Source organism: Azospirillum himalayense (assembly GCF_042657465.1).
GTDB lineage: Bacteria > Pseudomonadota > Alphaproteobacteria > Azospirillales > Azospirillaceae > Azospirillum > Azospirillum himalayense.
Map to the genome: position 1 here is coordinate 13,655 of NZ_JBHSLC010000002.1, position 21,379 is coordinate 35,033.

Below are 21,379 nucleotides of genomic sequence, written 5' to 3' on the forward strand. Positions count from 1 at the left end.
ACTGAAGGTCATCGCCCCCGGCTCTGTAGAAGACATCGGGCCTGCATCCACCAAGCGCGGCGCCACTGGCGAGCATCTGTATCGGAGGGCGTCATGAGTGACATTGGCGGTATCGCCGCGGACCAACTGAAGTCATTCGTTGAGCGCATCGAGCGCCTGGAGGAGGAGAAGCGCGGACTCCAAGAGGACATCAAGGAAGTCTACGCCGAGAGCAAGGGCGCCGGATTTGACAACAAGATCGTTCGTCAGATCATCCGGCTTCGGAAGATGGACAAGGCTGACCGGCAGGAAGAGCGAGCGATCCTTGAGCTTTACTGCGAAGCTCTGGGAGATGAACTGTGATCGGCGCCGATGAGATTTGGAGAGACGTGGTCGGCCACGCCGGCTTCTACCAAGTAAGCAGCCTTGGTCGCGTCAGAAGCGTTGCGCGCATGGTTCGCGTGTCCGCCGGGCGAGGCTGTGCGTACGATCGCCCTGTCCGGGAAAGGATACTGCGATCGACGGTCTCGCATGGATACCCGTCTGTGACGCTTTGGAGGGGGCATGTGCCGCGCGTCGAGCGCGTTCACTGCCTTGTCCTGGAAGCTTTTGTAGGGCCGAGACCGGACGGCTTTTACGGGTGCCATCGCGACGACGTTCGAACGAACAACTCGCTAGAAAACCTCTATTGGGGCAGTCCGACAGAGAACTGCGCCGACAAGATCGCCCTGGGAAACCAGCCGCGCGGATCGCGCATCCCGTGGTCGAAGCTGAGTGAGCAGGACGTGGCGTCCATTCGAGCGCTTCGTGGGAAGGCGTCGCAGGAAGCTATCGGTAAACTATTCGGCGTTCCGCAGAGCCGTGTCAGCAGGATCGTGAATGGTGAGTGCTGGCGGCACGTCGCATTCCAATCCAATCAGTGAGGACGCGAAATGTCCGCATCATCCAACCCAGTTGCCGATCTCCGCCGCTTCCGTGAGCGCCTGAAATCGGCCCGCATCGACCAGAAGATGACGCAAGGCGACGTCGCCCGCCGGATGGGCAAGGACCCTCGCACCGTCCGCCGCTGGGAGAACAACGAAGGCGAACCGTCCCTGACGGAGGCCGCGCTGTGGGCTCACGCCGTGGGCGTCCAGATGCTCCCGCCGGTCCCGTTTGATCTGGTGGCCCGTGCCGCCGGAGGGCGGGGAGCCACGAAGGCCAAGGCCCTCACCGCCATGCAATCGGCCCTGCACGCCGACCTCGCCGCCACCCGAAAGGAACCCCGTCATGCTTGAGCCGAAGTATCGCGCCATCCTGGAAGCCGCCCTTCGTGACGCGGGCATCGACCCGTCCTACCGGGCGCCGTTCATCCCGACGAAGAAGTACGCTGAGCCCGTGATCGTCGTGGCCGAGCCAGAGCCGGAGCGCTGTGTGGTTACCGATGGGCGGCGGCGCGGAGGTAGGGCGAACCCGGTCTCCGAAGACGACCTGCGCCGGACCGCCGATCTGTACCGCGAGCATGGCTCTTCCGTTGCCGTGGCGAAGATCCTCGACATGCACCCGACCAACGTGCTGGCCCGCCTCCGGAAGGCTGGCGTCAAGGTCGGGAAGCCGGGCCGGCGCAAGGTGGCGAAGCAGGGAATGACGGTGATGCGCTGCGGCGCCTACGAGCGCCCCGTCTGGTCGCCGGGCGACATCATGGCTGCGGCGGAGTGACCGGCTATGAGCAAGTCCCGCAAGCCAGCCGCCACCGGCTTCCGCGTCCCCGCGCTCGTTAGGAACAACGCCGCATACCGATCCCGCGTAGAGAATGCCATCCCGGCGGCAATCCTGAACTGCGTCGTCACGACCGCCCTTGCTGAGGGCATCGCGCCGCCGACCATGACGGTCGCCTACACCCCGGCGATGCGTGACTTGATCGCCGCCGTCGATGACCATTTCCGCGGGCTGCCGTGGCCCACGCGCCGGCTGCCGATCGACGCGGTGGATGACATCGTGGCCTACGCGGTGACCAAGAACGGCGTGAGCATGTATCCGCGCTCTCTGGTGCTGGCCTGCTTGTATTGGCTGTCGCCCATCGTGGCGGATGTTGGTTGGCAGCGCCGCGTCATGAGCCCCCACTTCATGCGGGCCTTCCCGGTGCTTCTCGCCGATGCACAGGACGCCGCCGACCATGAGCAAAGCAGCGATGAGGCCGGCTGGATAGCCGAAATCATCCGCACGCGCCTGGAAGCCATCGGCCTGTTCACCGCCTCTCATCCGGTGAAGGAGGCCGCGTAATGGACCACCGCACCAACGCGCGCCCGCATCTGTGGGGCATGGAGTCCAGCGAGGGCATGCGCTCCATGGGGAATGGCGACTACACGGCCGCCGGTATCCGGGCATGGTGGGCAACATCCCGCCAGCCCGAGGGCGCCATGTCCAAGCATATGCCCGCAGAGTGGTGGACGGTCGGGACCATCAACGGGAGGGCCGCATGAAGACGCCCCTCTGCCCCTGGTGGCGCACCCAGCGCGAGTTGCGCGCGACCTACGCCGCCTCCTACGCCATCGGTCGGGCAAAGCTCGCCGGTACCTGCCCGAAAGCCGCTGTGATGGAGGCCCTGAATGGTTGAGCGCGTCGAGATCGGCGATGCCGTGCTGTTCTGCGGGGATTGCCGAGATGTTCTGCCGACGCTGACGGGCGTTGATGCGGTTGTGAGCGACCCGCCTTATGGCATCGCGTTTCGGCACAGCGGAAAGGGCGCGGCGGTGGCAGGCGCTAAGTCGGTGCGTCGGCACGCAGTCTCCATAGCCGGAGATGCCGAGCCATTCGATCCGACGCCGTTCATCGAGTATCCCGCTGTTGTCTTGTTTGGCGCAAATCACTTTGCGCATCGACTGCCCCCAAGTGGAGGGTGGCTGGTATGGGATAAGCGCGATGGAATGGCAAGCAACAGTTTCTCGGATTGCGAGATGGCGTGGACAAAGGGTGTAGGCAACGCCGCACGCCTTTTCCGCTATCTCTGGAACGGAGTGTGCCAAGCCGGAGAGAAGGGAAATAAACGACATCACCCGACTCAGAAGCCAATCGCCCTTATGCAGTGGTGCATTTCGCAACTACCAATGAATGCTTCAGTGATCCTCGACCCGTACATGGGAAGCGGGACAACTGGAGTTGCTGCCGTGCGGTGCGGACGACGCTTTATCGGATGTGAAATCGACCGCCGATACTTTGACATAGCCTGTAGCCGCATTGAGGCTACTTACCAGCAAGCCGACCTCTTTATGTCCCCGCCAGCGTCGAGGACAGCTTGCCCTGGCCTGTTCGACGCCCCGGCCATCCAGACAGCTGCGGAGTAGGGGCCATGACCTACCACCGCGATACTGCCCAAGACATCGCCCTAGAGCACTGCCTATGGGCCAAGTGCCAGGGCCTTTCGCCCCGCTCCGTGATCCGCTCTGTCGGCGCCCCTGTGATGACCCGTGAGGTTCCACAGTGGGACGACGCACTCAGCAGCGTCCGGGCGGCCCTGTTCCTGATGAACAATGACCGGAGCGCCGCAACATGAAGGCAAAGAGCGGCGGAGAAATTGAGGCGCTGTTTGTGCAGAGGGCGACGTCATTCGTCAGGTCTCTTGGTCTGGCCGCTGACGTCGATCTGGCAAGCGCACTTCCGAACCTCTGCCAAAGCGACATAGAGCGCCGGATGCTTGTCGAGCTGTCCTACTCGCCGCCATGGCATGACATGAAGCGAATGGGCGAGGTGGTGATCCATGACCACACGATGGGCGGAATGCCTGATCGGCAGGTGGTGATGGCCCCACAATACCCGGTCGGTCGGTACCGAGTGGACATCGGCATCATTGTTAACGGCTACGACGGAGATCGTCTTCTTATCGCCATAGAGTGCGACGGTCACGACTTCCACGAGAAGACCAAGGAGCAGGCCAGCAGAGATAAGCGCCGCGACCGGGCTTTTCAGAAGATCGGGTGGATGGTCTTTCGCTTTACGGGATCGGACATTTTCCGCAAGGGCGAAGAGTGCGCCGATGAAGTGGCGACCTTTGTCGCGGAATGGCTGGACGCTTCTCTCGACGCGCACCTCAAAAGGCTGGGGGTGTGATGAGCGGATATTATCTCATGCACCGCGGATGGATGGACAACCCGGCCCTTGGCGGGAAGCGTGACCCGTACTGCAAGCGGGCTGCGTGGGCGTGGCTCATCGAAGAAGCTGTTTGGAAGGACACCCGCGCCAACGTCGGCGGCAAGTGGGTTGACCTGAAGCGTGGCCAACTCTGCTGTGCCTACCGCTATCTGGCTGAAGCCTGGGGGTGGTCACTCGGTGCGGTGCAGCGGTTCATTGACCGTCTTGAAACCGATACGATGGTGATGCGTATCGTCGCGAACGGGCGACTGATCCTAACCATCTGCAAATACGACGAATATCAAGTGTCGGCGCGTATCGGCAATGCGTCCGATGATACGCAAACCGATACGCGACCGATACGCGACCGATACGCGACCGATACAAAAGAGAATACAGGGAAAGAACTTACCAAAGAGGCTGAAGCCTCTTTGGAGAGCGCGCCAGATGGCCAGCCCGTGGATGCTCCGCAGTCGAAGGCCAAGCGGTCACCGTCTTCTGCGCCGAAGGCCACCCGCCTCCCCACGGATTGGACGCTTCCAGCCGATTGGCGGACTTGGGCTGTCCACGAAGGGGCCGCCCCGGAACTGATCGCCAGGGAAGCAGCGAAGTTCAGCGACTACTGGCACGCCAAGGCCGGAGCCAACGGGCGCAAGGCGGACTGGCCAGCGACATGGAGAAATTGGATTAGGCGAGCACTGGAGAACAGCAATGGGCGACGTGGTGGATCTTCAATCGGGTCGCGGAACGGCAATGGCTTCCTCGGCCTCCGTGAGCAGCAGCCTAGAAACGGCCTTGGAAACCCCGACGACGATCAGCTTGGATGGGGAGGTCCGTCCTTCGACTTGGAAGCCGCCAGCTACGGTCGGGCCTGAAATGCGAGGTGAGGCAGCCGCTCTAGTGGCTCGCATCGACGCGGCGATGGAGCTTTCCCCGCAGTCGCGCGTTCGGCAGTGGCTTCTCGACCTTGCCCCTCTGGTCGCCGTGAGCATCTCGGCATCGGACGCGGCGCAGAAGCTCGACGCCTATGTCGGGATGCTGGAATACCCGGCCGCCGTTTACACCAAGGCGTCGCTCGCCAAGGCCGCCCGGCGGTTCAAGTTCTTCCCGACCTTCGCCGAGCTTGCGGATTTCTTCGATGGCCAGCTTTCCGAGGTGCGGATCAAGCGCCAAAGGCTCCAGGCCATCGTGAACGCCGCCGCCGGCCAGAAGCAGATCGCCGCGCCGGAGCCGCAGACGCTGGAGCAGCGCCAGCACATGGGCGCGCTGTTTGGGAAGCTGGCCGACGCCATCGGCACCGGAAATTTCAACGAAGTGATGGCCGCCGCGGACAGCCGCCGGTCAGTGGAGGGCGCATGACCCACACCACCCGCACCGCCCAGCCGTGGGGAGCCGCGCAATGACCGCAACGTTTTCCGCCAAGAGCCGTGACGACCTGGAGATGTTGGCCGAAGCTGCCTCCTGCATGCCTCCCCGGCAGAGGGTCGCCGTCGCCGCCCGCTGCTTCGCCGATGGCCTGATGGTCATGCCGCTCTGGGTGCGCATCGGCCTCGCTGTCGCGATCTGGCGGCATGGCCGGCTGCTCGCCTACTTCGCGTTCTTCTCCCGGATGGACAAGGCCAAGCCCGGCGCCGCTGACGACGCCTGGGATCAGATCATCCGGCACATGCTGGACGGCAAGGACACCGAGCAACCCGGTTCGGTCGGCGGCTTCTGCCAGCGGGAACTGGACATGTTCGTCGGATACCTGCGCGACGCGCGCCGCATGGAGGGCTGACAGCATGACCTGGATACTGATCGGCTATCTGGCCTGGAGCGGCTACTACGCTGGCGGCGGACCCTTCACGGCGGAGTTTGCGACCAAGGAAGCCTGCCTCTCGGCTGCTGCCATCATCGAGAAAGATCCGAAATTCGGAACGGACGGGATGCGCGCTCGCCACGCTGTCTGCGTTCCGAAGGGAACCCCGCAATGACCACCACCCGAGAAATCTGCGATGCCCAGAAGCGCGTCGCCTCCCTTGTCGCCTCCGGACTGGCAGACAAGGAAATCGCCAGGGACATGGGCCTGTCACTCGGGGCGACGAAGGACCGCGTTAAGCGCCTTCTCAGTCACGCCGGAGCCCGCAACCGCGTCCAACTGACCCTGTGGTGGCTGCGCCAGACCGGCCAGCTTCGGGAGACTGCCCAATGACCGACCTCGAAAAGCGCATCCACGACCACGCCCGCGTGAACATGCTCCTCGCCAGCCAAAACGCCGACCTCCGGGAAGTGCTGTCCGACCTGCACGAGGCCGGGGTGATCCCCGACGCGCTGCGGAGCCGTTCGACCGAGTTGCTGGACCTCTACGCCAAGCCCCACGCTTGGTACCGGGAGTACCGGGCCGGGGTGGAGCGCGAGCACGCCAGGGCGTCGCTAGTCAGGGCCGTGGAGCCCATCTGCGCCGTGATGAGCCGTGGATCGGAGGTGGCCCGTGGCTGACGGCCGCTTGCAGAACATGGTCGGCGACCTGATCGACCACTGCGCCTATCTCGCCGCCCGCGAAGGCTATTCCGGTGACGAGGTTCTTCGACGCGCGAAGGATCTAGCTATCGCTGAGGTCCGCCGGCAGGGCAACGCTGCCATCGCCGAGTTTTTCCAAATGGAAGCCGACCAAACCGATCAAGGGAGCCTGCCCCGTGCTGCTGAGTGACACCCAGATCGCCTTGGCCGAGATCATCGAGCCGTTCGAACCGGAGCAAGTCCGGAAGGCCGGGACGAGCTACGGGCTTTCCAGCTACGGCTACGACGTGCGGATCGGCAACGAGTTCGTGACCTTTCTGCCGTCTGACAAGCCGCTTTCCCCGGAGACCATCAGCGAGCGGGACGTGGTGCGGGAGCGCGCCGACAAGTTCGTCCTGCACCCCGGCGCCTTCGTGCTGGCCGTCACCGTCGAGTACCTGCGCATGCCGCCGGACGTGACGGGCTTGGTCTGCGACAAGTCGAGCTGGGCACGCTGCGGCCTGTCCGTCCAGAACACCGTCTTGGAACCCGGCTGGCACGGCGAGGTGACGCTGGAACTGCACAACCAGTCCCCTCGCCCCCTGCTGCTCACCGCCGGTCAGGGCATCGCCCAAGTGCTTTTCGTCCGAGGGGAGCCGTGCCGCACGACCTACGCCGACCGAGGCGGGCGGTACCAGGGGCAGAGGGGCGTCACACTGCCGAGGAGGTGACGAATTGCACGGGGCGGCTGGCATTCTCATCAGGATAGCGATTGCCGCCGCTTCCGTGGTCGCTGGATGGCATCCGCCCGAAAGGATGCTTCACGATGGCCGAGGTAGCCAGAACGCATCACACGGCCTTCTAATCGAAACTTTCGATCCGATGATGGATGCTTTCCGATGGCTGATGCTTTACAGCGCTCCCGAACCCAGCCTAATCGGCCCGCGACCATTCCCAGCTTGACGCGGAAGTGGCAAAGCTTATCCTTTCGCGCGCGCGCGAGCGGGTGTATGGTGGCACCAGATGTGGGATATCTGGGGGCGCAGATGGACATATTTAGCGATGCTGAGTGGTTCGCCGTGGTGTCCCACGTTGGGACGGAGAAGTACGAACTCGCGGCGAAGGAGCTTGGGCGGCAGGGCTACCGGGTGTTCGCGCCAATGTGTCGCAGGGAGCGGCGCCACGCTGGGAAGGTCGAGGCTGTTTTGCGCCCGCTGTTCGACCGGTATCTTTTCGTTGGCCTGACGCCGGAACAACCGTTCCACCCCATCACGAACACAAGGGGCGTGGCCTTCGTTGTCCGTGGCCTTGGTGGCGTCCCGTGCCGGGTGTCTCATATCCCGCTGCGCCGGGTGAAATCGCGCTGCGACGCCTTCGAGGACGGCGTGATCGACTACACGCCGAGCAAGCGGAAAGAGCTTTCAGTCGCGCTCCAGAAGGGCCAGCCGGTGCGCATCTCCTCCGGCCCGTTCGCGGACTTTGTCGGCATCTTCGCCGGGGCGTCCGGTAGCGTCGTGCAAGTCGTGATTGACCTGTTCGGTCGCCAAACTCCCGTTTCGATGGAGCCGCAAGATATTGAGGCTTTGCAGGCTGCGGCATAACAACATATCGCTTGACACCCCCGGTGGAGTGCCTTAGCTTGTCCTCAACAGCGGTGCCGTGGCAGTGAAGCCACCCGGCACTGCGGTAGCCATTCCGACCCATGATGCGACATTGCCCCGCCGGTTAGCCCGAGCGGGCTTTTCTGCTTTGGGCTTAAGCGGAAACATCTTTCCGAACACCGAGATACGGCAGGCATCGCGTCAGGCGTCCCCGCGCCAATCCCCCGTCCCCCGCGCGCTTGCCTGCCGTACCCCTACAGGGCCACCGGCCCCACGCTGGAGGCCCCCTATGCACGATGACAGCGACTTACGCGGAGCCGCCGCGCCGTCTCCGGTGGCGTGACGTGCCCGGAGAAGTGAGCATGGTCGCCGCTCCGCCTCCCAAGCTGACGGAGATCACGGAGACCCCGGATAACCGGTGGTTCGCCCCCGAGAAGCTCTGGGCTGGCACCCACCCGATCAACCAGGGCATAGCTATTCTTGCTGCTGCTGTGGTGATGGTGGTCGCCATTCAGAATGCCGGCAAGCTCAAGCCGCTGGTTATGGCCTACTTCGGTCGCGCTCCACGGGAAGGGACATCGGATGCCCCCAGGGCATTCGTCCCGCCGCCCGAGCCGACTGAAGCCGACAAGCGAAACGAGGAAGTCCTGTCGATCCTCTCGGACATGGCGAAGAAGCTCCAGCGCGTTGACCAGAACGTCCACAACGTGGTGGCCGAAGTCCGCCTCTTGGAGAGCGGCGTCGGCGACCTGAAACGGCGTATTGGCGACATCGAGGGCCGCTTAACCACGGCTGTGACCAGGGAAGAGATGCGGATAGCCCTGGATTTAGTCAGCGAGCTGGTCAAGGCCCGGTGAGCGCAACCGGCGCAGGATGACTAGGGCTTACCCCACGGCTCTAGGCGATGATACAGGGCAGAGCAGGCAAGGGCGATGTGTAGCGGAACGTCCACCAGTCCACCGTCACCGCGTCGCTTTCCGGTGGCGTAGCCATTCACGGTAGTCTCGCCGAGCCCCAGGGCTTCAGCGGCTTTCGCCTGACTGAAGCCCATAAGATTGAGCCATTCGCGAAAATCAGAGTTTGTCATGTTGTGGTGGCGGCCCTTAGCGGGGCGCATCCTCCTTCTTGGCCGCGGTGACGGTGTAGAGCCAGAAGCGCATAGCCTTGTTCACTTCGTCGGCCTCAAACATTTTAACGGTGCGCTTAGCCTGCCACGGCTTTCCGGTGGCCTGATTGATCGGCTGTTTTTCGACAAGGAAGCCGGGGCGACTGGAGTCAATGACGCCGCGGGTAAAGATGCTGCCCTCACGGACGGTGTAAACGTGACGGGCGGTGGTTGCTTCGTGGTGCAGCATTGGGGCCTCCGTTGTTGATGAGATGGTTATACCGCACGTCGCGCGGTGTATCAATGGGAAAATACCGCGCGAATAGCAGAAAGTTTGAGCCCTACTGCAATTGGGCATGAGCGCGGCTGAACGGAACCTCTCCAGGCTCCGGCGGCCGATTACGGCAACCGCTCCGCGCGCGGGATTGCAGCGCTGGGGCCTGGGGAGACTGAAGCATGCACGATCCCATGACGGTCGCGTTCGAAATCAGATCGCCCATCAAGCGCAGGACGCAGTTATTCCCCGAGGGATACCGAAACTCGCTGGTGACGATCTGGCACGTAGACCCGGAGACGGACGGCACGGATAACAGTTGCGGTTGGACGTTCCCCAAGCTGACGAAGGAGCAGCGCCGCCGCATCGCCGACCTAGCACACATCGAGGCACGGGAGCCGTGGTTCCAGCGGGCCGCCATCAAGTCGATGGACGACCAGGTTCAGGCCGAGATGCTGGTGCGCGGCGCCATCGTGCACGTTGCTCGCGTCCTCGATCTGAAGGTCTCCTTCGCGCAGGCCAGCGAGTGGGCTTGCCTCTGGACGCACAGCCCGACGAACTTCCGCGGCTCGCTCTGTCACCTTCCCGGCTGGCACAGCAACAGCGAAAACGACACGCCGTATTGGCGCGAGGACACGGCATCCGGCCTGTTCGCCAGCATCGCCCGCAACATCCTGCGGGAGCAGCGGCCATGGTGGCGGCATCCTCGCTGGCACGTCCACCATTGGCGCTTCCAGGTTCACCCGTGGCAGCAGTTCAGGCGGTGGCTTCTGGAGCGCTGCGACGAATGCGGAAAGCGGTTCGGCCACGGCGGGGTGTTCCAGATCGGGCACCGCCTGGACAGCAAGACCGGCCGGCACGTTCCCGCTCGCAAGTGTGCCTGCTGCGCGGGTGTCGGTGTGGCTGCTCAACATCCTGTGGAGGGCTGACGCCATGACCGGACGCTGTGCCGAGACCTGCATGTCGGACGACGGGGAATGCACCTGCCGCCCCTCTTCCCACGATGACGAGATGGCCCGCGTTGATGCGCAGACCATCGAGCGCCGCCGGGCCAACGCCGTATGGGCGGAGACCACGAGCGCGATGGAGCGCAGGGACCCGCCGCTCCGGGATCGGCTGGACGAGGACGCTGTGCTACTGGCCCAACGGACAAGGGAGATGCTGTCATGAAGCGCTTTGAGACCCGTGAACAGCAGGACGGGAGCCACGTCGTCGTGAAGGGCCGGATCGGCCAGTACGGCAAGGGCGACACGATCCCGCGCGCCGTCGTGTGGAAGATGCTGGCTGGTCGCCCGGCGGACATGGGCAACGGCTACATCATGGCGGCCAAGGGCGGCTCACCGCACGTCCACTGATGGCGCTGGAACTAACCCACCACGCCGAGCAACGGTGGCGTGAACGCTGCGCTGGTCTGGACCCTGAGGCCGAATGGCAGGCTGCCCGCAAGGTCGGACAGAAGCTATGGCCCAAGCTGAAGGCATCGTGCCCTGCTCACGAGGCTGGCATGACGCGCTCGTTCAGCGGCGTCTACTACTTGTTCACGCACCGCAGCCGGATAGCTTGGGTGGCCGCGCCGCCCGAACGGATCATCACGGTCTTTCGCATGTGAGGCTGTCATGAAGACGCTGAGCCAATCCCTGGAAGACGCCACGCGCATCATCGAGCGCATCCACCCTCCCGGCCGCGGCGCCACCGCCTTCTCGGACAGCCCTTGGTCAGTGGATCGCCTGATCCCTGATGGCTGGGTCGGCATGGTGCTGGACGACACGGACGGCGACGAACTGACCGTGGAGCCTGCCCGCTGGCCGGGAGGCACCGGGGAACGTCCCGACTTTGGAGAGCCGGTATGATCTACGTCCACCCGCCCATCGTCACCCGGCGCACAGGCTCCTCCGTCTGCATGAAGCTGGAACTGAACGGGTACGAAATCAGCATCGCCGCTGACGATAGCTGCGGAGCGCTCAACACGCTGCGCCGCATTGACGTCCGGGTGTTTCGAGAGGACGAAGACGTGACCGACCGATTTTCCGCCGGCATTGAGGATTGGGACGCCGCCACCCTGCTGACGATCATGCAGCGTGTCGCCGCCGGAGAGCCGGTATGATCGAAGCCATCCGCAAGTTTGCCCTCGCTCACGCCGGTACCCAGGAGGCCGAGGTTGTCAACGCCGTGTGTGACCAGCTCGCCGAGACGCAGCGTCGCCACGCCGAACGCTCCGAACGCATCAAGCACAGCATGGCCCGCGGCGCCCGGCTGACGGATCACAGGATCAAGCTGTGACCCTCTCCATCACCATCCTATCCACCTCCTCCCTCCTGGCTATAGCCGCGGCTCTCATCGTCGCTCGGAGGTAACGGCATGGCCGGCGGAACGTACCTAGAACGCCCGTTTCGGAAGTGGTAGAAAAGAAGCGGGCCGACACGCTGTTGGAGCAGCGCCGCCGGCCCTAACCATGAACCGCTGAGTGGAGCGTGAACGATGGCTGAAGGCAGCATAGCGAAGCCGACGAAGGTTTGCAGCATTGATGGATGCGGGAAGCGGATGATGGCGCGCGGTTTGTGCGCGATGCACTACGACCGCTTGCGCCGAACCGGCAGCCCTATGGATGGTGGCAGACCTACCGGATCCCCTGGCGGATGCACGATGGACGGATGCGACAGGGAGCGGCGCTCGCATAACTCGCCGTACTGTGAGGTTCATTACCAACGATGGTGGCGCAAGGGTTCGGCTTATGACCGAGTGGCGAAGCCGGAGTTGGAGCACTCACACGGCTACATCGTCGAATATCATCCAGGGCATCCGCTGGCTACCGCAGGAAGCTCCAAATACGTCTACCAGCATCGCCGCGTGTACCACGATCACCATGGAGACGGGCCGTTCTGTTGTCATCACTGCGGCATCACCGTGACTTGGGATGACATGCACGTTGACCACCTTGACGACGACAGGGCCAACAACGATCCGGGGAACCTTGTGGCATCCTGCCCGACCTGCAATCAGGCGCGCGGGGTTGCAAAGATGCGGGCAAAGATGAGGTTGCGGGGCCTTCAGGTCACCGCGTTCGGGAGAACGAGGTGCATCACCGAATGGGCGGCTGACATAGGCATATCGCGGCAGTCACTGAAGCGCCGGCTTGCGGAAGGGTGGAGCCCAGAGCGGGCCGTGTCAGAGCCCCGCGGTAGGTTCGGCCCTGCCAGCAAGGGCAAGGGTGCTCAAGCTTAGTTAGGGGAACGAGATGGCGGGGAAGTCGAGCGATCCAATCTACTCCGATCCCCGCCATTACAAATGGCGAGCGGCCGTCCTCAAGCGGGACGGCTACCGCTGCAAGGTATGTGGCTGCGACGTGAGCGGCAAGGGCAAGGCCAGAGCTCACCATGAGAAGCCCATCAAGGCTGGCGGCGCTCCATTCGACGTGAGTAACGGCGTCACCCTCTGCAACGAACACCACGAGCAAGCGCACAGGGAGAGGGCGAGAGGTGGCGGCGGACAGAACGTCGCGCACTTCGTCATCCGTGGGTGCGATGCCGATGGATGGCCGCTCGACCCGAAGCGGCGGTGACAGCCAAGGGGTAGGGGCGTCCAGATCCTCCGGGCGGTCGTGACCGAAAAACCGGTCTGGGCCACTCTGCGCGCGTCCACAGTTCAGATGTTGAGGGCAATATCCATGCCAATGCCTCGAACTCCGAAGGCTAAAGCGGCGGTTTCTGGGCAGTCTGGCAAGAACCCTCAGCGCTTTAAGCCACGAACCGATCCGAAGGCGTCACCGCTCGGCAGCCCGCCGGTTTGGATGTCTCCGGATCAGGCGGCGGTGTGGCACCAGTTCGCCTATGAGCTTCCTTGGCTGAATGACTCCCATCGGGCTCTTCTGGAAATCGCTGTGAATGTTCGCGCCCGGTTGATCGCTGGGCAAGACGTCGGAGTGCAGGCGCTCAACCTGCTGCGCCAGTGCCTTGGGCAGATGGGCGCAACGCCGGCTGACGCGACAAAGGTGACGGTGTCGAATGGCGACGAAGAAGACCCGGAAGACGCTCTCTTCAATCGACCCAACTGACCGAGCGACCGCCTACGCCCAAGACGTCATCGCGGGCAAGTTCGTGGCTGGACCGCATGTGCGGAACGCCTGCCGCCGTCACATCGACGATCTGGCTTCGGGCCATGAGCGCGGGTTGTCGTGGGACCTGGATGCTGCCAAGCACGCTTGGAACTTCTTCGAGGGGGTGCTGAAGCTCTCCGAAGGCCAGTTTGAGGGGAAGCCGCTCGCGCTGCACCCTTCACAGGCGTTCATCATCGGAAGCATCTTCGGATGGAAGCGGGCAGACGGAACGCGGCGCTTCCGCCGGGCCTACATCGAGCAAGGGAAAGGAAACGGCAAAAGCCCGGTGGCCGGTGGGATCGGCCTGTATGGCATGACAGCCGACAACGAGCCGGGTGCACAGATCTACGCTGCGGCGGCGAAGAAGGATCAGGCCGGCATCCTGTTTCAGGACGCCTGCAAGATGGTCCGGAAGTCTCCGGCGCTGCTGAAGCGGTTGGCCTTCTCCGGCGGCCTGGGGCGCGAGTTCAATATCGCTCACCACGCGTCGCAGAGCTTCTTCCGCCCGATCAGCAAGGATGCCGGCAAGACGGGCTCCGGCCCGCGACCGCACTTCGCCCTGTGTGATGAGGTGCACGAGCATCCTGACCGGACCATCATGGAGATGCTGGAGCGCGGATTTAAGTTCCGCCGGCAACCGCTCCTGCTGATGATCACTAACTCCGGCTCCGACCGAAACTCGGTGTGCTGGGAAGAACACGAGCACGCCGTCCGGGTTGCCGCGGGGACGCGGACGCCGGATGACCTGTTCACCTACGTCGGCGAGGTGATTGACGACACGACGTTCAGCTTTGTGTGCGCCCTGGATAAGGGCGATGACCCGCTGAACGACCCGTCGTGCTGGGAAAAGGCCAACCCGCTCTTGGGCGTCACGATCAGCCGGGAATATCTGGCGGACGTGGTGAAGCAAGCCAAGGCCCTCCCCGGCAAGCTGAACGGCATCCTGCGTCTGCACTTCTGCCAGTGGACCGACGCGGATCAAGCGTGGATGTCCCGAGAGGCGCTGGAGAGCGTCTTGGATGAGTTCGACCCGGCGGAGCATGCCGGAGCTGAAGTGTTCCTTGGCGCCGACCTGTCGGCGTCTCAGGACATGACGGCGATAGGGTGTGTGGTCCAGACGGGCACGACGGAGGTGTTGCGGCCAGACGGCGGGGTCGCCGTACTGCCGACCTTCGACGCGTGGGTGGAGGCGTGGAGCCCCGGAGACACGCTGGCGGAACGCGCCATGCGCGACAAGGCGCCCTACGATGTCTGGGCTCGGGATGGATGGCTGAACGACCCGCCAGGGAAGATCATCCGTATGGACTTTGTGGCGGCCCGTGTCGCGGAAATGGCGACGGAGTACCAGATCAAGGCGCTTGCCTATGACCGGTACGGGTTCAAAGCGAAGTTCGAGCCCGAGCTTGATGCGATGGGTCTGACGATCCCGCTTGTAGAGCACCCGCAAGGTGGCGTCCGTCGCGCCAAGCCGACCGACGAACAGGTCGAGGCGGCCCGGTTGGACGGCGCAGAGCCGCCGCAAGGGCTGTGGATGCCCGGATCGGTGAAGGAGTTGGAGGCTCTGATCCTGGAAGGGCGCATCCGGCTCCGCCGAAGCCCGGTTCTGATCTCGGCCATGATGTCGGCGACCACGGAACCAGACGCCTTCGACAATCGGTGGTTCTCCAAGCGCAAGGCCGTGAACCGGATTGATGCGCTGGTGGCTCTGACGATGGCGGTGGGCGCAGCGACAAGCGGCCTGAAGCCAGAACAGGAAATCGAGTCCATCCACGACATTCTTGACCGTCTAGCGGACCAGCAAAAGACCGACGAACAGGCGCAACCTACCGCTGAATGGGCGCCGCGCAACGACGATGACGAGGACTTCTGGTGATGAAGATCGGAAACGCCCTGCGCAGCTCCATCAACCGCATCTTGGCCGTCCGTCAGACGACGGAGCCGAGGGAGCCTGATGAGAGCCGGATACCGTACAGCGGTCGGACCTTGGGCGGTACGGTGGTGACGCCGGATACCGCGGTCACGGTTCCTGCGGTTTGGGCATGCCTTCGGTATCTGTCGCAGACGGTCGCCGTTCTGCCGTGGCACGTGATGCGTGAGACGGAGAGTGGCGGAGAACTGGCGAAGCGGCATCCGGTCGATTGGTTGCTGTGGAAGCGCCCGAACCCGGAATGGTCGGCGTTCCAATTCCGGGAGACGTTGACCCACTGGGCGCTCCGGTGGGGCAATGGTTATGCCGAAATCGAGCGCGATGGGGTGGGGCGCCCAATCGCGCTGTGGCCGGTTCATCCGGAGCGGGTGGAGGTCAAGCGTGATCTGCCGACGGGGCGATTGGTCTACGAGGTGAACAACGGAACCGGCGGAAAATCTGAACTTGACCAGATGGATGTCTTTCATATCCGCGGTTTCGGGGAGGGTCCGGTTGGCGTCAACGTCATCTCCTATGCCGCGGAAAGCATTGGATGGGCGCGGGCGCTCCAGTTGTTCGGATCGGCGTTTTTCGGAAACGGGATGAACGTCAACGGCGTGTTTCAGCAGACCGGGAAGGTCGATCCGACGTCTGTCGCGCGCACCCAAGCCGACCTGGAGAACAAGCATAAGGGCGGCCCCCGCCGTTGGCTGAAGGCGCTGTTCGTCCCCATCGGGTTAGAATGGAAGTCGACCAGCATCGAGCCGAATAAGGGGCAGTTCATCGAAGCGAACCAGCACCTTGTCGATGAAATATGCCGGTGGTTCGGTGTGCCGCCCCACAAGGTGGCGCACCTTCTGCGGTCAACCAACAACAACATCGAGCATCAGGGCATCGAGGTTGTTGTTGACAGCATCGCCCCTTGGGTGAAGCGCTTCGAGGACGAAGCGGACTACAAGCTGTTTGGGACGCAAAATCGCCTTGGGTTCTACACCAAGATCAACATGAACGCCCTGATGCGTGGCGACGTGAAAAGCCGCGGTGAATACTACAAGATGATGCGTGAAGTCGGCGCGTTCAACGCAAACCGCATCCTTCAGCTTGAAGACGAAAACACCATAGGACCGGCTGGGGACAAGCATATCGTCCAGTCGCAGTACACAACGCTTGAGCGGATTGGCGAAGAGCCGGCGACCGATCAGACACGCGCCGAACCGCCGCCTGATCCCTCTCCAGAAGAACGGCAAGCGATGGCCGCTATCCAGTCGATGGCTGCCATGATGGAGGTTCAGCATGTCGGGGAATGATCCGGTCATTCTGGCCCGCGCCGTTCAGCGGGACGACGGACAGCCTTCCAAGGGGCCATGGGCAGCGGTTTACGGCATCCTTGACGCCGTTCTGCGGCGTGTCGGAGCGCTTGAGAGTCGACCTATTGCCCGTGACGGTCGCGATGGCCGGGACGGAAAGGACGGGTTGCCCGGCGCTCTCGGTCCCCAAGGCCCAATGGGCGAGCGCGGGGAAACCGGCCCGATGGGTGAGCAGGGCGAGCCAGGACCGATGGGGCCACGCGGCGAGGCTGGTCCTCAAGGGCCAAAAGGGGATGTTGGCCCTGTTGGGCCGATGGGCGCCCCTGGACCGATGGGGAGCGTCGGACCGCAGGGCGAGCGTGGAGAGCCGGGACCACAGGGTGCCAAGGGCGATCCTGGTGATGTCGGCCCGATGGGGGCGACCGGCCCGGCCGGTGAGCGCGGAGAACCCGGAGCGGCTGGTGCAATAGGGCCGCCCGGCCCCGTTGGACCGCAGGGCGCCCAAGGCATCCCTGGCGATATCGGGCCGCCCGGTCCTGAAGGACCAGTTGGGCCGGCGGGTGAGCGTGGCGAGACGGGGTCGCAAGGCGCTGAAGGGCCGGTTGGCCCGGCTGGGCCACGCGGTGAGCGCGGCGATCCGGGACGCGACGGGCGTGACGGCTTGGCCGGGCGCTCTATCACGTCATCGGTCATCGACCGTGAAGCTCGTCTCGTCCTGACTTTCAGCGACGGCACGCAAGAAGTCGTTGGGCGCGTCGTTGGCCCGCAGGGCGAGCGCGGAGAACAGGGGGAGGCCGGGCCGCAGGGTGAGCGCGGAAATGACGGCCAACCTGGGGCTTCAGGCCCTATGGGCCCGCAGGGCGAGCAAGGCCCTGTTGGTCCGAAAGGCGAGCGTGGTCCTCAAGGGCTGCAAGGTCCGCAAGGCGAGCGCGGCCCCGCCGGTCCGCGTGGCGAGCAAGGCCCTGTTGGTCCGGCTGGCCCACAGGGTGCCGATGGATCAACCATTGTATGGGCCGAAGAGTACAACGCGGCTCTCACCGCCGACGATTTGCGCAACGTCATGGTGCGCGAAGCGATCATCGACGGACAGACGGTCCGGTTCCTGGCGCTGAACTGAGGAAGATGAACATGACAGTCCACCATCTGCCGGGGGCGAAAGGCCCGCCGGCCCGATCTTCTGCGCCCGGAAATCAGGGCTATCGGATCGTCAACCGTGGCGATACCGGTGAGATCTACATCTACGGCACCATCGGTGCCGACTGGTTCGGCGAGGGCGTCACGGCCAAGCAATTCACGGAAGACCTGAAGAAGCTCGGCAACGTCAAGACGATCCACCTCCGCATCAACAGCGAAGGCGGATCGGTGATGGACGCCCGCGCGATGTACACGCAGCTCGTCCAGCACAGCGCCCGCGTCATCGTCCATATCGACGGATGGGCCGCTTCCGCGGCGTCGTTCCTCGCCATGGCCGGCGACGAAATCGAGATCGCCGAGGGCGGTTTCTTCATGATCCACAATGCGTGGACCGTGGCATCCGGTGGCGCTGACGACCTGCGGCGTACCGCCGACCTACTGGACAGCGTGAACACCACCATCCGCGAAACCTACGTCGCCCGGTCGAAGTCCGACCCCGACAAGGTGAAGAAGTGGATGGACGACGAGACCTACTTCAGTGGACCGGAGGCTGTAGCCGCCGGGTTCGCAGACCGGATCGTCGAGAACATGAAGGTTGCGGCGAGCGTGAAGCACCCGGAGCGCTTCCGCAATCTCCCCGCCGCCCTTCGACCGAACCGCGCCGCCGCCGTGGCTGCGCTGAAGTCCTAACCCCTTTCCGGCCGCAAGCCGGTTCTGCCCGCATTCGCGGGCTCCCTTGCCGCGTCCTGCGGCGGAAAACCATGGAGAGTACACGCATGAACAAGGCCGCCCACTTGGCCGCCTCTGGCCTGACCTTCCCGGCCGGCGTCATCGTCATGATGGCGGTCGGGACCATCGAAAACCTGCGCGCTCGTCAGCAGGAGCTTCAGGCCGAGGCCGAGGCCATCGTCAACGCCGCCGACGAAGAGGGGCGCGATCTGACGGAAGACGAACTGGAGTCCGTGCAGGCCAGCAAGACGGAGATCGACAAGCTCTCGAAGCAGATCGCCGCCCGCGAGGCCATTCAGATCACCAACGGCCCTGGTCGCCGCACCGCGCCGGAGCCGAGCAACGGCCCCGCCACCGGCCCGCGCCAGACCATCGCCCCGACCCCGCGCAACAGCGACCCGCGCCACGGCTTCCGGAACTTCGGCGAGTTCGCGAAGACCGTGATGGATGCCGGCTCCCGGAATGAGTCCGCGCTCACCCGCATGAGCAACGTCGCGTCCACCTACGGCAACGAAGGTGCTGGTGCCGATGGCGGCTTCCTCGTGCCGCCGGAGTTCCGCCGGTCCATCTGGCAGAAGGTGATGAACGAGGACAACCTTCTGACCCGCTGCGAACAGCTCGTCACCGGCTCCAACAGCATGGTCGTCCCCAAGGACGAAACCACTCCGTGGCAGACCAGCGGCGGCATCCAGGTCTACTGGGAAAGCGAGGCCGCGCAGGCGACCCAGAGCAAGCCGGCCCTGGAGACCACGACCATGCGGCTCAACAAGCTGCTCGGTCTGGTGCCGATCACCGACGAACTCCGCGAGGACGCGCCCGGTCTGGAGAGCTGGCTGAACGCCAAGGCGCCGGCCAAGATGGTTTCGGCCATCAACACCGCCATCGTTTCCGGGAATGGCGTCGGCAAGCCGCTGGGCATCCTGAGTGCTCCGTCGCTGGTCACGGTGGCGAAGGAGAACTCGCAGGCCGCCGACACCATCGTCTTCAACAACATCTCCAAGATCTGGAGCCGGATGTATGCGCCGTGCCGCCGCAACGCGGTGTGGCTCATCAACCAGGACATCGAGCCGCAGCTCGACGCTCTGGCGTTCCCCGGCACCGGCACCGCTGTCCCGGTCTACCTGCCGGCCGGCGGCCTCTCCACCAGCCCGTATGCGACCCTGAAGGGCCGTCCGGTGATCCCGGTGGAGGCGTGCAAGACGCTGGGCGATCTGGGCGATATCATCCTGGTCGATCTGTCGCAGTACTACGCCCTGACCAAGGGTCAGGACATCAAGACCGACGTGTCGATGCACCTGTTCTTCGATCAGGCCATCACCGCCTTCCGGTTCATGTTCCGCGTGACCGGCCAGCCGGCTTGGGGCTCCTCGATCACCCCGCAGAACGGCAACAGCACCCGCTCGTGGGCCGTGGCCCTCGCCGAGCGCGCCTGATGATGCCGGGCGCTCGAAAGGGCGCCCCATCACGGCTGACCAAACACAGAGGAATGAACGATGAACCAGCATTTCCTTGAGAAGACGCAGGTGGTTTCCGGCTTCGTCCCGGTCTCCATGACTTCCGCCCAGACGGGCGACTATGTGAGCCTGAAGGACTATGGCCGGTGCGCCATCGTGTTCTTCGCCGCCGCCGGCACCGCGGGCGACGATCCCACGATCACCCTGACCCAGGCGCAGGACGTTTCCGGAACCGGCGTGAAGGCGCTGAACTTCACTCGCATCGACGTGAAGCAGGGCACGCTCACCAGCGTCGGCACCTTCACCACCGTCACGCAGGCCGCCGGCAACACCTACACCGACGCCACGTCTGCGGAAGTCCAGAAGATCTGGGTCATCGACGTGATGGCCGAAGATCTGGACATCGCCAATGGCTTCGACTGCCTGAAGGCGGCCATTTCGGACGTCGGCACCAACGCGCAGATCGGCTGCATGCTCTACTTCATGCACGAGCCGCGCTATGCGAGCGGCACCCTACCGTCCGCCATCGTCGACTGACCCGGTGCGGGCGCCTGGAAACGGGCGCCCCGCCACGGAGGATGACCAATGCCATTTGCGCTGTTCTCTCAGACCCGCGTCGTTCAGGACGGCACGGGCACGACGTTTGAGGCCGGGCAGACCTACGAACTGCCGCGCGCTTCGGTGGATCGGTGGGTGATCCGCGGCGTTGCGACGGAGGTTGCCCCGCCCGTCTCCGACCCTGTTTCCGATCTCCCTCCCGAAGGCACTGCCGGCGCGAGCGTATCGGACGAATTCGACCCGTTGACTGCCGATGAGGCCGCGCTGCGCGCGTATCTGTCAGCCCATGGCGCCACTCCTCATCACCGGACGGGCGAAGCCAAGCTCCGTGAGATGGCGCTGGAGATCGCAACGCGGGCTGCTGCCGCAACCGAGGGAAGCCAAGATGCCTGATGTCAAAGTCTCTCTTCCGGTTTTGGCTGAACGGTTATTCGGTGCGGCAAAATCGGAGGTGCGTGTTGAGGACGTCCGTTTTGACGCATCGAGCGGGACGGCGATCCTTCGCATCAGTGGAAACGACGTGCCAGACGTGGATTGTGTTTCCGCTATCTGCACGCTGAGAACGACTTGGGACGGCTCTCGGTTCGTGGAGATGGCGTTTCGTCCCGAGGAATGACCATGCGCCCTGGCTGCGACTTCTGGACCCCTGAGCCT

The 21,379-nt window shown here is 64.0% G+C and carries 37 protein-coding genes; 35 read left to right on the top strand and 2 right to left on the bottom strand.

Annotated elements, in window-relative coordinates; genetic code table 11:
• Positions 1-93 precede the first annotated feature (93 nt).
• The 19 genes from ACFPMG_RS00720 to ACFPMG_RS00810 all read left to right on the top strand — a co-directional run bounded on the left by ACFPMG_RS00720 (position 94) and on the right by ACFPMG_RS00810 (position 9,022).
• Complete coding sequence (locus ACFPMG_RS00720) at positions 94-342, top strand: DUF2312 domain-containing protein (RefSeq protein WP_376993342.1); 249 nt, start codon at positions 94-96, stop codon at positions 340-342.
• Entirely contained in the window at positions 339-902 is a 564-nt protein-coding gene (locus ACFPMG_RS00725) for an NUMOD4 domain-containing protein (RefSeq protein WP_376993343.1), read from the top strand. Before ACFPMG_RS00720 ends, ACFPMG_RS00725 begins: the two co-directional genes overlap by 4 nt.
• Before the next feature lie 9 nt (positions 903-911).
• Positions 912-1,256, top strand: a complete 345-nt coding sequence (locus ACFPMG_RS00730) for a helix-turn-helix transcriptional regulator (RefSeq protein WP_376993344.1) — start codon at positions 912-914, stop codon at positions 1,254-1,256.
• On the top strand, positions 1,249-1,677 hold the full coding sequence (locus ACFPMG_RS00735) for a hypothetical protein (protein WP_376993345.1): 429 nt from the start codon (positions 1,249-1,251) through the stop codon (positions 1,675-1,677). The genes ACFPMG_RS00730 and ACFPMG_RS00735 overlap by 8 nt, the downstream gene beginning before the upstream one ends.
• A gap of 6 nt (positions 1,678-1,683) precedes the next feature.
• Complete coding sequence (locus ACFPMG_RS00740) at positions 1,684-2,241, top strand: hypothetical protein (protein WP_376993346.1); 558 nt, start codon at positions 1,684-1,686, stop codon at positions 2,239-2,241.
• Complete coding sequence (locus tag ACFPMG_RS00745) at positions 2,241-2,441, top strand: hypothetical protein (protein WP_376993347.1); 201 nt, start codon at positions 2,241-2,243, stop codon at positions 2,439-2,441. The genes ACFPMG_RS00740 and ACFPMG_RS00745 overlap by 1 nt, the downstream gene beginning before the upstream one ends.
• Entirely contained in the window at positions 2,438-2,575 is a 138-nt protein-coding gene (locus ACFPMG_RS00750) for a hypothetical protein (protein WP_376993348.1), read from the top strand. The genes ACFPMG_RS00745 and ACFPMG_RS00750 overlap by 4 nt, the downstream gene beginning before the upstream one ends.
• Complete coding sequence (locus ACFPMG_RS00755; protein ID WP_376993349.1) at positions 2,568-3,302, top strand: DNA-methyltransferase; 735 nt, start codon at positions 2,568-2,570, stop codon at positions 3,300-3,302. Before ACFPMG_RS00750 ends, ACFPMG_RS00755 begins: the two co-directional genes overlap by 8 nt.
• Positions 3,303-3,507: 205 nt before the next feature.
• The gene (locus ACFPMG_RS00760) at positions 3,508-4,065 is read left to right on the top strand and encodes an endonuclease domain-containing protein (protein WP_376993350.1); all 558 of its coding nucleotides are present in this window, start codon (positions 3,508-3,510) and stop codon (positions 4,063-4,065) included.
• Positions 4,065-4,961 carry a hypothetical protein gene (locus ACFPMG_RS00765; RefSeq protein WP_376993351.1) on the top strand — a complete coding sequence of 299 codons (897 nt, stop codon included), beginning with the start codon at positions 4,065-4,067 and terminating at the stop codon, positions 4,959-4,961. The genes ACFPMG_RS00760 and ACFPMG_RS00765 overlap by 1 nt, the downstream gene beginning before the upstream one ends.
• Positions 4,962-4,986: 25 nt before the next feature.
• Positions 4,987-5,445 carry a hypothetical protein gene (locus ACFPMG_RS00770; protein ID WP_376993352.1) on the top strand — a complete coding sequence of 153 codons (459 nt, stop codon included), beginning with the start codon at positions 4,987-4,989 and terminating at the stop codon, positions 5,443-5,445.
• Between the two features lie 40 nt (positions 5,446-5,485).
• Positions 5,486-5,863: a hypothetical protein gene (locus ACFPMG_RS00775; protein WP_376993353.1), complete on the top strand. Its 378-nt coding sequence runs from the start codon at positions 5,486-5,488 to the stop codon at positions 5,861-5,863.
• Positions 5,864-5,867: 4 nt separating this feature from the next.
• Positions 5,868-6,059, top strand: a complete 192-nt coding sequence (locus ACFPMG_RS00780; RefSeq protein WP_376993354.1) for a hypothetical protein — start codon at positions 5,868-5,870, stop codon at positions 6,057-6,059.
• Positions 6,056-6,277, top strand: a complete 222-nt coding sequence (locus tag ACFPMG_RS00785; protein WP_376993355.1) for a helix-turn-helix domain-containing protein — start codon at positions 6,056-6,058, stop codon at positions 6,275-6,277. The genes ACFPMG_RS00780 and ACFPMG_RS00785 overlap by 4 nt, the downstream gene beginning before the upstream one ends.
• The gene (locus tag ACFPMG_RS00790) at positions 6,274-6,564 is read left to right on the top strand and encodes a hypothetical protein (protein WP_376993356.1); all 291 of its coding nucleotides are present in this window, start codon (positions 6,274-6,276) and stop codon (positions 6,562-6,564) included. Before ACFPMG_RS00785 ends, ACFPMG_RS00790 begins: the two co-directional genes overlap by 4 nt.
• Positions 6,557-6,775: a hypothetical protein gene (locus ACFPMG_RS00795; protein WP_376993357.1), complete on the top strand. Its 219-nt coding sequence runs from the start codon at positions 6,557-6,559 to the stop codon at positions 6,773-6,775. The genes ACFPMG_RS00790 and ACFPMG_RS00795 overlap by 8 nt, the downstream gene beginning before the upstream one ends.
• Complete coding sequence (gene dcd, locus ACFPMG_RS00800) at positions 6,762-7,295, top strand: dCTP deaminase (protein ID WP_376993358.1); 534 nt, start codon at positions 6,762-6,764, stop codon at positions 7,293-7,295. The genes ACFPMG_RS00795 and dcd overlap by 14 nt, the downstream gene beginning before the upstream one ends.
• Positions 7,296-7,574: 279 nt before the next feature.
• On the top strand, positions 7,575-8,165 hold the full coding sequence (gene nusG / locus ACFPMG_RS00805) for a transcription termination/antitermination protein NusG (protein ID WP_376993359.1): 591 nt from the start codon (positions 7,575-7,577) through the stop codon (positions 8,163-8,165).
• Positions 8,166-8,527: 362 nt separating this feature from the next.
• Positions 8,528-9,022, top strand: coding sequence for a hypothetical protein (locus tag ACFPMG_RS00810; RefSeq protein ID WP_376993360.1), 495 nt, complete (start codon positions 8,528-8,530; stop codon positions 9,020-9,022).
• A 246-nt stretch (positions 9,023-9,268) separates the two neighbouring features.
• Here ACFPMG_RS00810 and ACFPMG_RS00815 read toward each other — a convergent pair whose 3' ends face one another.
• Positions 9,269-9,520: a hypothetical protein gene (locus ACFPMG_RS00815; protein ID WP_376993361.1), complete on the bottom strand. Its 252-nt coding sequence runs from the start codon at positions 9,518-9,520 to the stop codon at positions 9,269-9,271.
• A 206-nt stretch (positions 9,521-9,726) separates the two neighbouring features.
• Here ACFPMG_RS00815 and ACFPMG_RS00820 point away from each other — a divergent pair, with 206 nt between their 5' ends.
• The 11 genes from ACFPMG_RS00820 to ACFPMG_RS00870 all read left to right on the top strand — a co-directional run bounded on the left by ACFPMG_RS00820 (position 9,727) and on the right by ACFPMG_RS00870 (position 16,850).
• On the top strand, positions 9,727-10,473 hold the full coding sequence (locus ACFPMG_RS00820) for a hypothetical protein (RefSeq protein WP_376993362.1): 747 nt from the start codon (positions 9,727-9,729) through the stop codon (positions 10,471-10,473).
• Positions 10,474-10,477: 4 nt separating this feature from the next.
• Complete coding sequence (locus ACFPMG_RS00825) at positions 10,478-10,714, top strand: hypothetical protein (RefSeq protein WP_376993363.1); 237 nt, start codon at positions 10,478-10,480, stop codon at positions 10,712-10,714.
• The gene (locus ACFPMG_RS00830; protein WP_376993364.1) at positions 10,711-10,899 is read left to right on the top strand and encodes a hypothetical protein; all 189 of its coding nucleotides are present in this window, start codon (positions 10,711-10,713) and stop codon (positions 10,897-10,899) included. The genes ACFPMG_RS00825 and ACFPMG_RS00830 overlap by 4 nt, the downstream gene beginning before the upstream one ends.
• The gene (locus ACFPMG_RS00835; RefSeq protein WP_376993365.1) at positions 10,899-11,153 is read left to right on the top strand and encodes a hypothetical protein; all 255 of its coding nucleotides are present in this window, start codon (positions 10,899-10,901) and stop codon (positions 11,151-11,153) included. Before ACFPMG_RS00830 ends, ACFPMG_RS00835 begins: the two co-directional genes overlap by 1 nt.
• Before the next feature lie 7 nt (positions 11,154-11,160).
• Positions 11,161-11,394 carry a hypothetical protein gene (locus ACFPMG_RS00840; RefSeq protein ID WP_376993366.1) on the top strand — a complete coding sequence of 78 codons (234 nt, stop codon included), beginning with the start codon at positions 11,161-11,163 and terminating at the stop codon, positions 11,392-11,394.
• Positions 11,391-11,648, top strand: coding sequence for a hypothetical protein (locus ACFPMG_RS00845; RefSeq protein WP_376993367.1), 258 nt, complete (start codon positions 11,391-11,393; stop codon positions 11,646-11,648). The genes ACFPMG_RS00840 and ACFPMG_RS00845 overlap by 4 nt, the downstream gene beginning before the upstream one ends.
• Positions 11,645-11,824, top strand: a complete 180-nt coding sequence (locus ACFPMG_RS00850; RefSeq protein WP_376993368.1) for a hypothetical protein — start codon at positions 11,645-11,647, stop codon at positions 11,822-11,824. Before ACFPMG_RS00845 ends, ACFPMG_RS00850 begins: the two co-directional genes overlap by 4 nt.
• Before the next feature lie 363 nt (positions 11,825-12,187).
• On the top strand, positions 12,188-12,766 hold the full coding sequence (locus tag ACFPMG_RS00855; protein ID WP_376993409.1) for an HNH endonuclease: 579 nt from the start codon (positions 12,188-12,190) through the stop codon (positions 12,764-12,766).
• 376 nt (positions 12,767-13,142) lie between these two features.
• On the top strand, positions 13,143-13,595 hold the full coding sequence (locus ACFPMG_RS00860; RefSeq protein WP_376993369.1) for a hypothetical protein: 453 nt from the start codon (positions 13,143-13,145) through the stop codon (positions 13,593-13,595).
• Positions 13,546-15,510, top strand: a complete 1,965-nt coding sequence (locus tag ACFPMG_RS00865) for a terminase large subunit (RefSeq protein WP_376993370.1) — start codon at positions 13,546-13,548, stop codon at positions 15,508-15,510. The genes ACFPMG_RS00860 and ACFPMG_RS00865 overlap by 50 nt, the downstream gene beginning before the upstream one ends.
• Positions 15,510-16,850, top strand: coding sequence for a phage portal protein (locus ACFPMG_RS00870; RefSeq protein WP_376993371.1), 1,341 nt, complete (start codon positions 15,510-15,512; stop codon positions 16,848-16,850). The genes ACFPMG_RS00865 and ACFPMG_RS00870 overlap by 1 nt, the downstream gene beginning before the upstream one ends.
• 682 nt (positions 16,851-17,532) lie before the next feature.
• On the opposite strand, the gene ACFPMG_RS00875 is transcribed toward ACFPMG_RS00870, so the two are convergent.
• Complete coding sequence (locus tag ACFPMG_RS00875; RefSeq protein ID WP_376993372.1) at positions 17,533-17,679, bottom strand: hypothetical protein; 147 nt, start codon at positions 17,677-17,679, stop codon at positions 17,533-17,535.
• Positions 17,680-17,978: 299 nt separating this feature from the next.
• Here ACFPMG_RS00875 and ACFPMG_RS00880 point away from each other — a divergent pair, with 299 nt between their 5' ends.
• The 5 genes from ACFPMG_RS00880 (at position 17,979) to ACFPMG_RS00900 (ending at position 21,341) form a co-directional block, all read left to right on the top strand.
• Entirely contained in the window at positions 17,979-18,674 is a 696-nt protein-coding gene (locus ACFPMG_RS00880; RefSeq protein WP_376993373.1) for a head maturation protease, ClpP-related, read from the top strand.
• A gap of 86 nt (positions 18,675-18,760) precedes the next feature.
• Positions 18,761-20,146: a phage major capsid protein gene (locus ACFPMG_RS00885; RefSeq protein ID WP_376993374.1), complete on the top strand. Its 1,386-nt coding sequence runs from the start codon at positions 18,761-18,763 to the stop codon at positions 20,144-20,146.
• Between the two features lie 60 nt (positions 20,147-20,206).
• Complete coding sequence (locus tag ACFPMG_RS00890) at positions 20,207-20,704, top strand: hypothetical protein (protein ID WP_376993375.1); 498 nt, start codon at positions 20,207-20,209, stop codon at positions 20,702-20,704.
• A gap of 48 nt (positions 20,705-20,752) precedes the next feature.
• A complete protein-coding gene (locus ACFPMG_RS00895; RefSeq protein ID WP_376993376.1) occupies positions 20,753-21,118 on the top strand; it encodes a hypothetical protein in 366 nt (121 codons plus the stop codon).
• Positions 21,111-21,341 (top strand): hypothetical protein, encoded by a 231-nt coding sequence (locus ACFPMG_RS00900; RefSeq protein ID WP_376993377.1) that lies wholly within the window; start codon positions 21,111-21,113, stop codon positions 21,339-21,341. Before ACFPMG_RS00895 ends, ACFPMG_RS00900 begins: the two co-directional genes overlap by 8 nt.
• Positions 21,342-21,379 lie beyond the last annotated feature (38 nt).

Coding starts and splice junctions, on each gene's coding strand:
- ACFPMG_RS00890 (WP_376993375.1), top strand. CDS start 20,207: ATGAACCAGCATTTCCTTGAGAAGACGCAGGTGGTTTCCGGCTTCGTC.
- ACFPMG_RS00840 (WP_376993366.1), top strand. CDS start 11,161: ATGAAGACGCTGAGCCAATCCCTGGAAGACGCCACGCGCATCATCGAG.
- ACFPMG_RS00850 (WP_376993368.1), top strand. CDS start 11,645: ATGATCGAAGCCATCCGCAAGTTTGCCCTCGCTCACGCCGGTACCCAG.
- ACFPMG_RS00895 (WP_376993376.1), top strand. CDS start 20,753: ATGCCATTTGCGCTGTTCTCTCAGACCCGCGTCGTTCAGGACGGCACG.
- ACFPMG_RS00740 (WP_376993346.1), top strand. CDS start 1,684: ATGAGCAAGTCCCGCAAGCCAGCCGCCACCGGCTTCCGCGTCCCCGCG.
- ACFPMG_RS00885 (WP_376993374.1), top strand. CDS start 18,761: ATGAACAAGGCCGCCCACTTGGCCGCCTCTGGCCTGACCTTCCCGGCC.
- ACFPMG_RS00785 (WP_376993355.1), top strand. CDS start 6,056: ATGACCACCACCCGAGAAATCTGCGATGCCCAGAAGCGCGTCGCCTCC.
- ACFPMG_RS00760 (WP_376993350.1), top strand. CDS start 3,508: ATGAAGGCAAAGAGCGGCGGAGAAATTGAGGCGCTGTTTGTGCAGAGG.
- ACFPMG_RS00870 (WP_376993371.1), top strand. CDS start 15,510: ATGAAGATCGGAAACGCCCTGCGCAGCTCCATCAACCGCATCTTGGCC.
- ACFPMG_RS00835 (WP_376993365.1), top strand. CDS start 10,899: ATGGCGCTGGAACTAACCCACCACGCCGAGCAACGGTGGCGTGAACGC.
- ACFPMG_RS00720 (WP_376993342.1), top strand. CDS start 94: ATGAGTGACATTGGCGGTATCGCCGCGGACCAACTGAAGTCATTCGTT.
- ACFPMG_RS00855 (WP_376993409.1), top strand. CDS start 12,188: ATGGACGGATGCGACAGGGAGCGGCGCTCGCATAACTCGCCGTACTGT.
- nusG (WP_376993359.1), top strand. CDS start 7,575: ATGGTGGCACCAGATGTGGGATATCTGGGGGCGCAGATGGACATATTT.
- ACFPMG_RS00730 (WP_376993344.1), top strand. CDS start 912: ATGTCCGCATCATCCAACCCAGTTGCCGATCTCCGCCGCTTCCGTGAG.
- ACFPMG_RS00735 (WP_376993345.1), top strand. CDS start 1,249: ATGCTTGAGCCGAAGTATCGCGCCATCCTGGAAGCCGCCCTTCGTGAC.
- ACFPMG_RS00745 (WP_376993347.1), top strand. CDS start 2,241: ATGGACCACCGCACCAACGCGCGCCCGCATCTGTGGGGCATGGAGTCC.
- ACFPMG_RS00755 (WP_376993349.1), top strand. CDS start 2,568: ATGGTTGAGCGCGTCGAGATCGGCGATGCCGTGCTGTTCTGCGGGGAT.
- ACFPMG_RS00810 (WP_376993360.1), top strand. CDS start 8,528: ATGGTCGCCGCTCCGCCTCCCAAGCTGACGGAGATCACGGAGACCCCG.
- ACFPMG_RS00815 (WP_376993361.1), bottom strand. CDS start 9,520: ATGCTGCACCACGAAGCAACCACCGCCCGTCACGTTTACACCGTCCGT.
- ACFPMG_RS00750 (WP_376993348.1), top strand. CDS start 2,438: ATGAAGACGCCCCTCTGCCCCTGGTGGCGCACCCAGCGCGAGTTGCGC.
- ACFPMG_RS00765 (WP_376993351.1), top strand. CDS start 4,065: ATGAGCGGATATTATCTCATGCACCGCGGATGGATGGACAACCCGGCC.
- ACFPMG_RS00830 (WP_376993364.1), top strand. CDS start 10,711: ATGAAGCGCTTTGAGACCCGTGAACAGCAGGACGGGAGCCACGTCGTC.
- ACFPMG_RS00865 (WP_376993370.1), top strand. CDS start 13,546: ATGGCGACGAAGAAGACCCGGAAGACGCTCTCTTCAATCGACCCAACT.
- ACFPMG_RS00880 (WP_376993373.1), top strand. CDS start 17,979: ATGACAGTCCACCATCTGCCGGGGGCGAAAGGCCCGCCGGCCCGATCT.
- ACFPMG_RS00845 (WP_376993367.1), top strand. CDS start 11,391: ATGATCTACGTCCACCCGCCCATCGTCACCCGGCGCACAGGCTCCTCC.
- ACFPMG_RS00790 (WP_376993356.1), top strand. CDS start 6,274: ATGACCGACCTCGAAAAGCGCATCCACGACCACGCCCGCGTGAACATG.
- ACFPMG_RS00780 (WP_376993354.1), top strand. CDS start 5,868: ATGACCTGGATACTGATCGGCTATCTGGCCTGGAGCGGCTACTACGCT.
- ACFPMG_RS00825 (WP_376993363.1), top strand. CDS start 10,478: ATGACCGGACGCTGTGCCGAGACCTGCATGTCGGACGACGGGGAATGC.
- ACFPMG_RS00900 (WP_376993377.1), top strand. CDS start 21,111: ATGCCTGATGTCAAAGTCTCTCTTCCGGTTTTGGCTGAACGGTTATTC.
- ACFPMG_RS00820 (WP_376993362.1), top strand. CDS start 9,727: ATGCACGATCCCATGACGGTCGCGTTCGAAATCAGATCGCCCATCAAG.
- ACFPMG_RS00775 (WP_376993353.1), top strand. CDS start 5,486: ATGACCGCAACGTTTTCCGCCAAGAGCCGTGACGACCTGGAGATGTTG.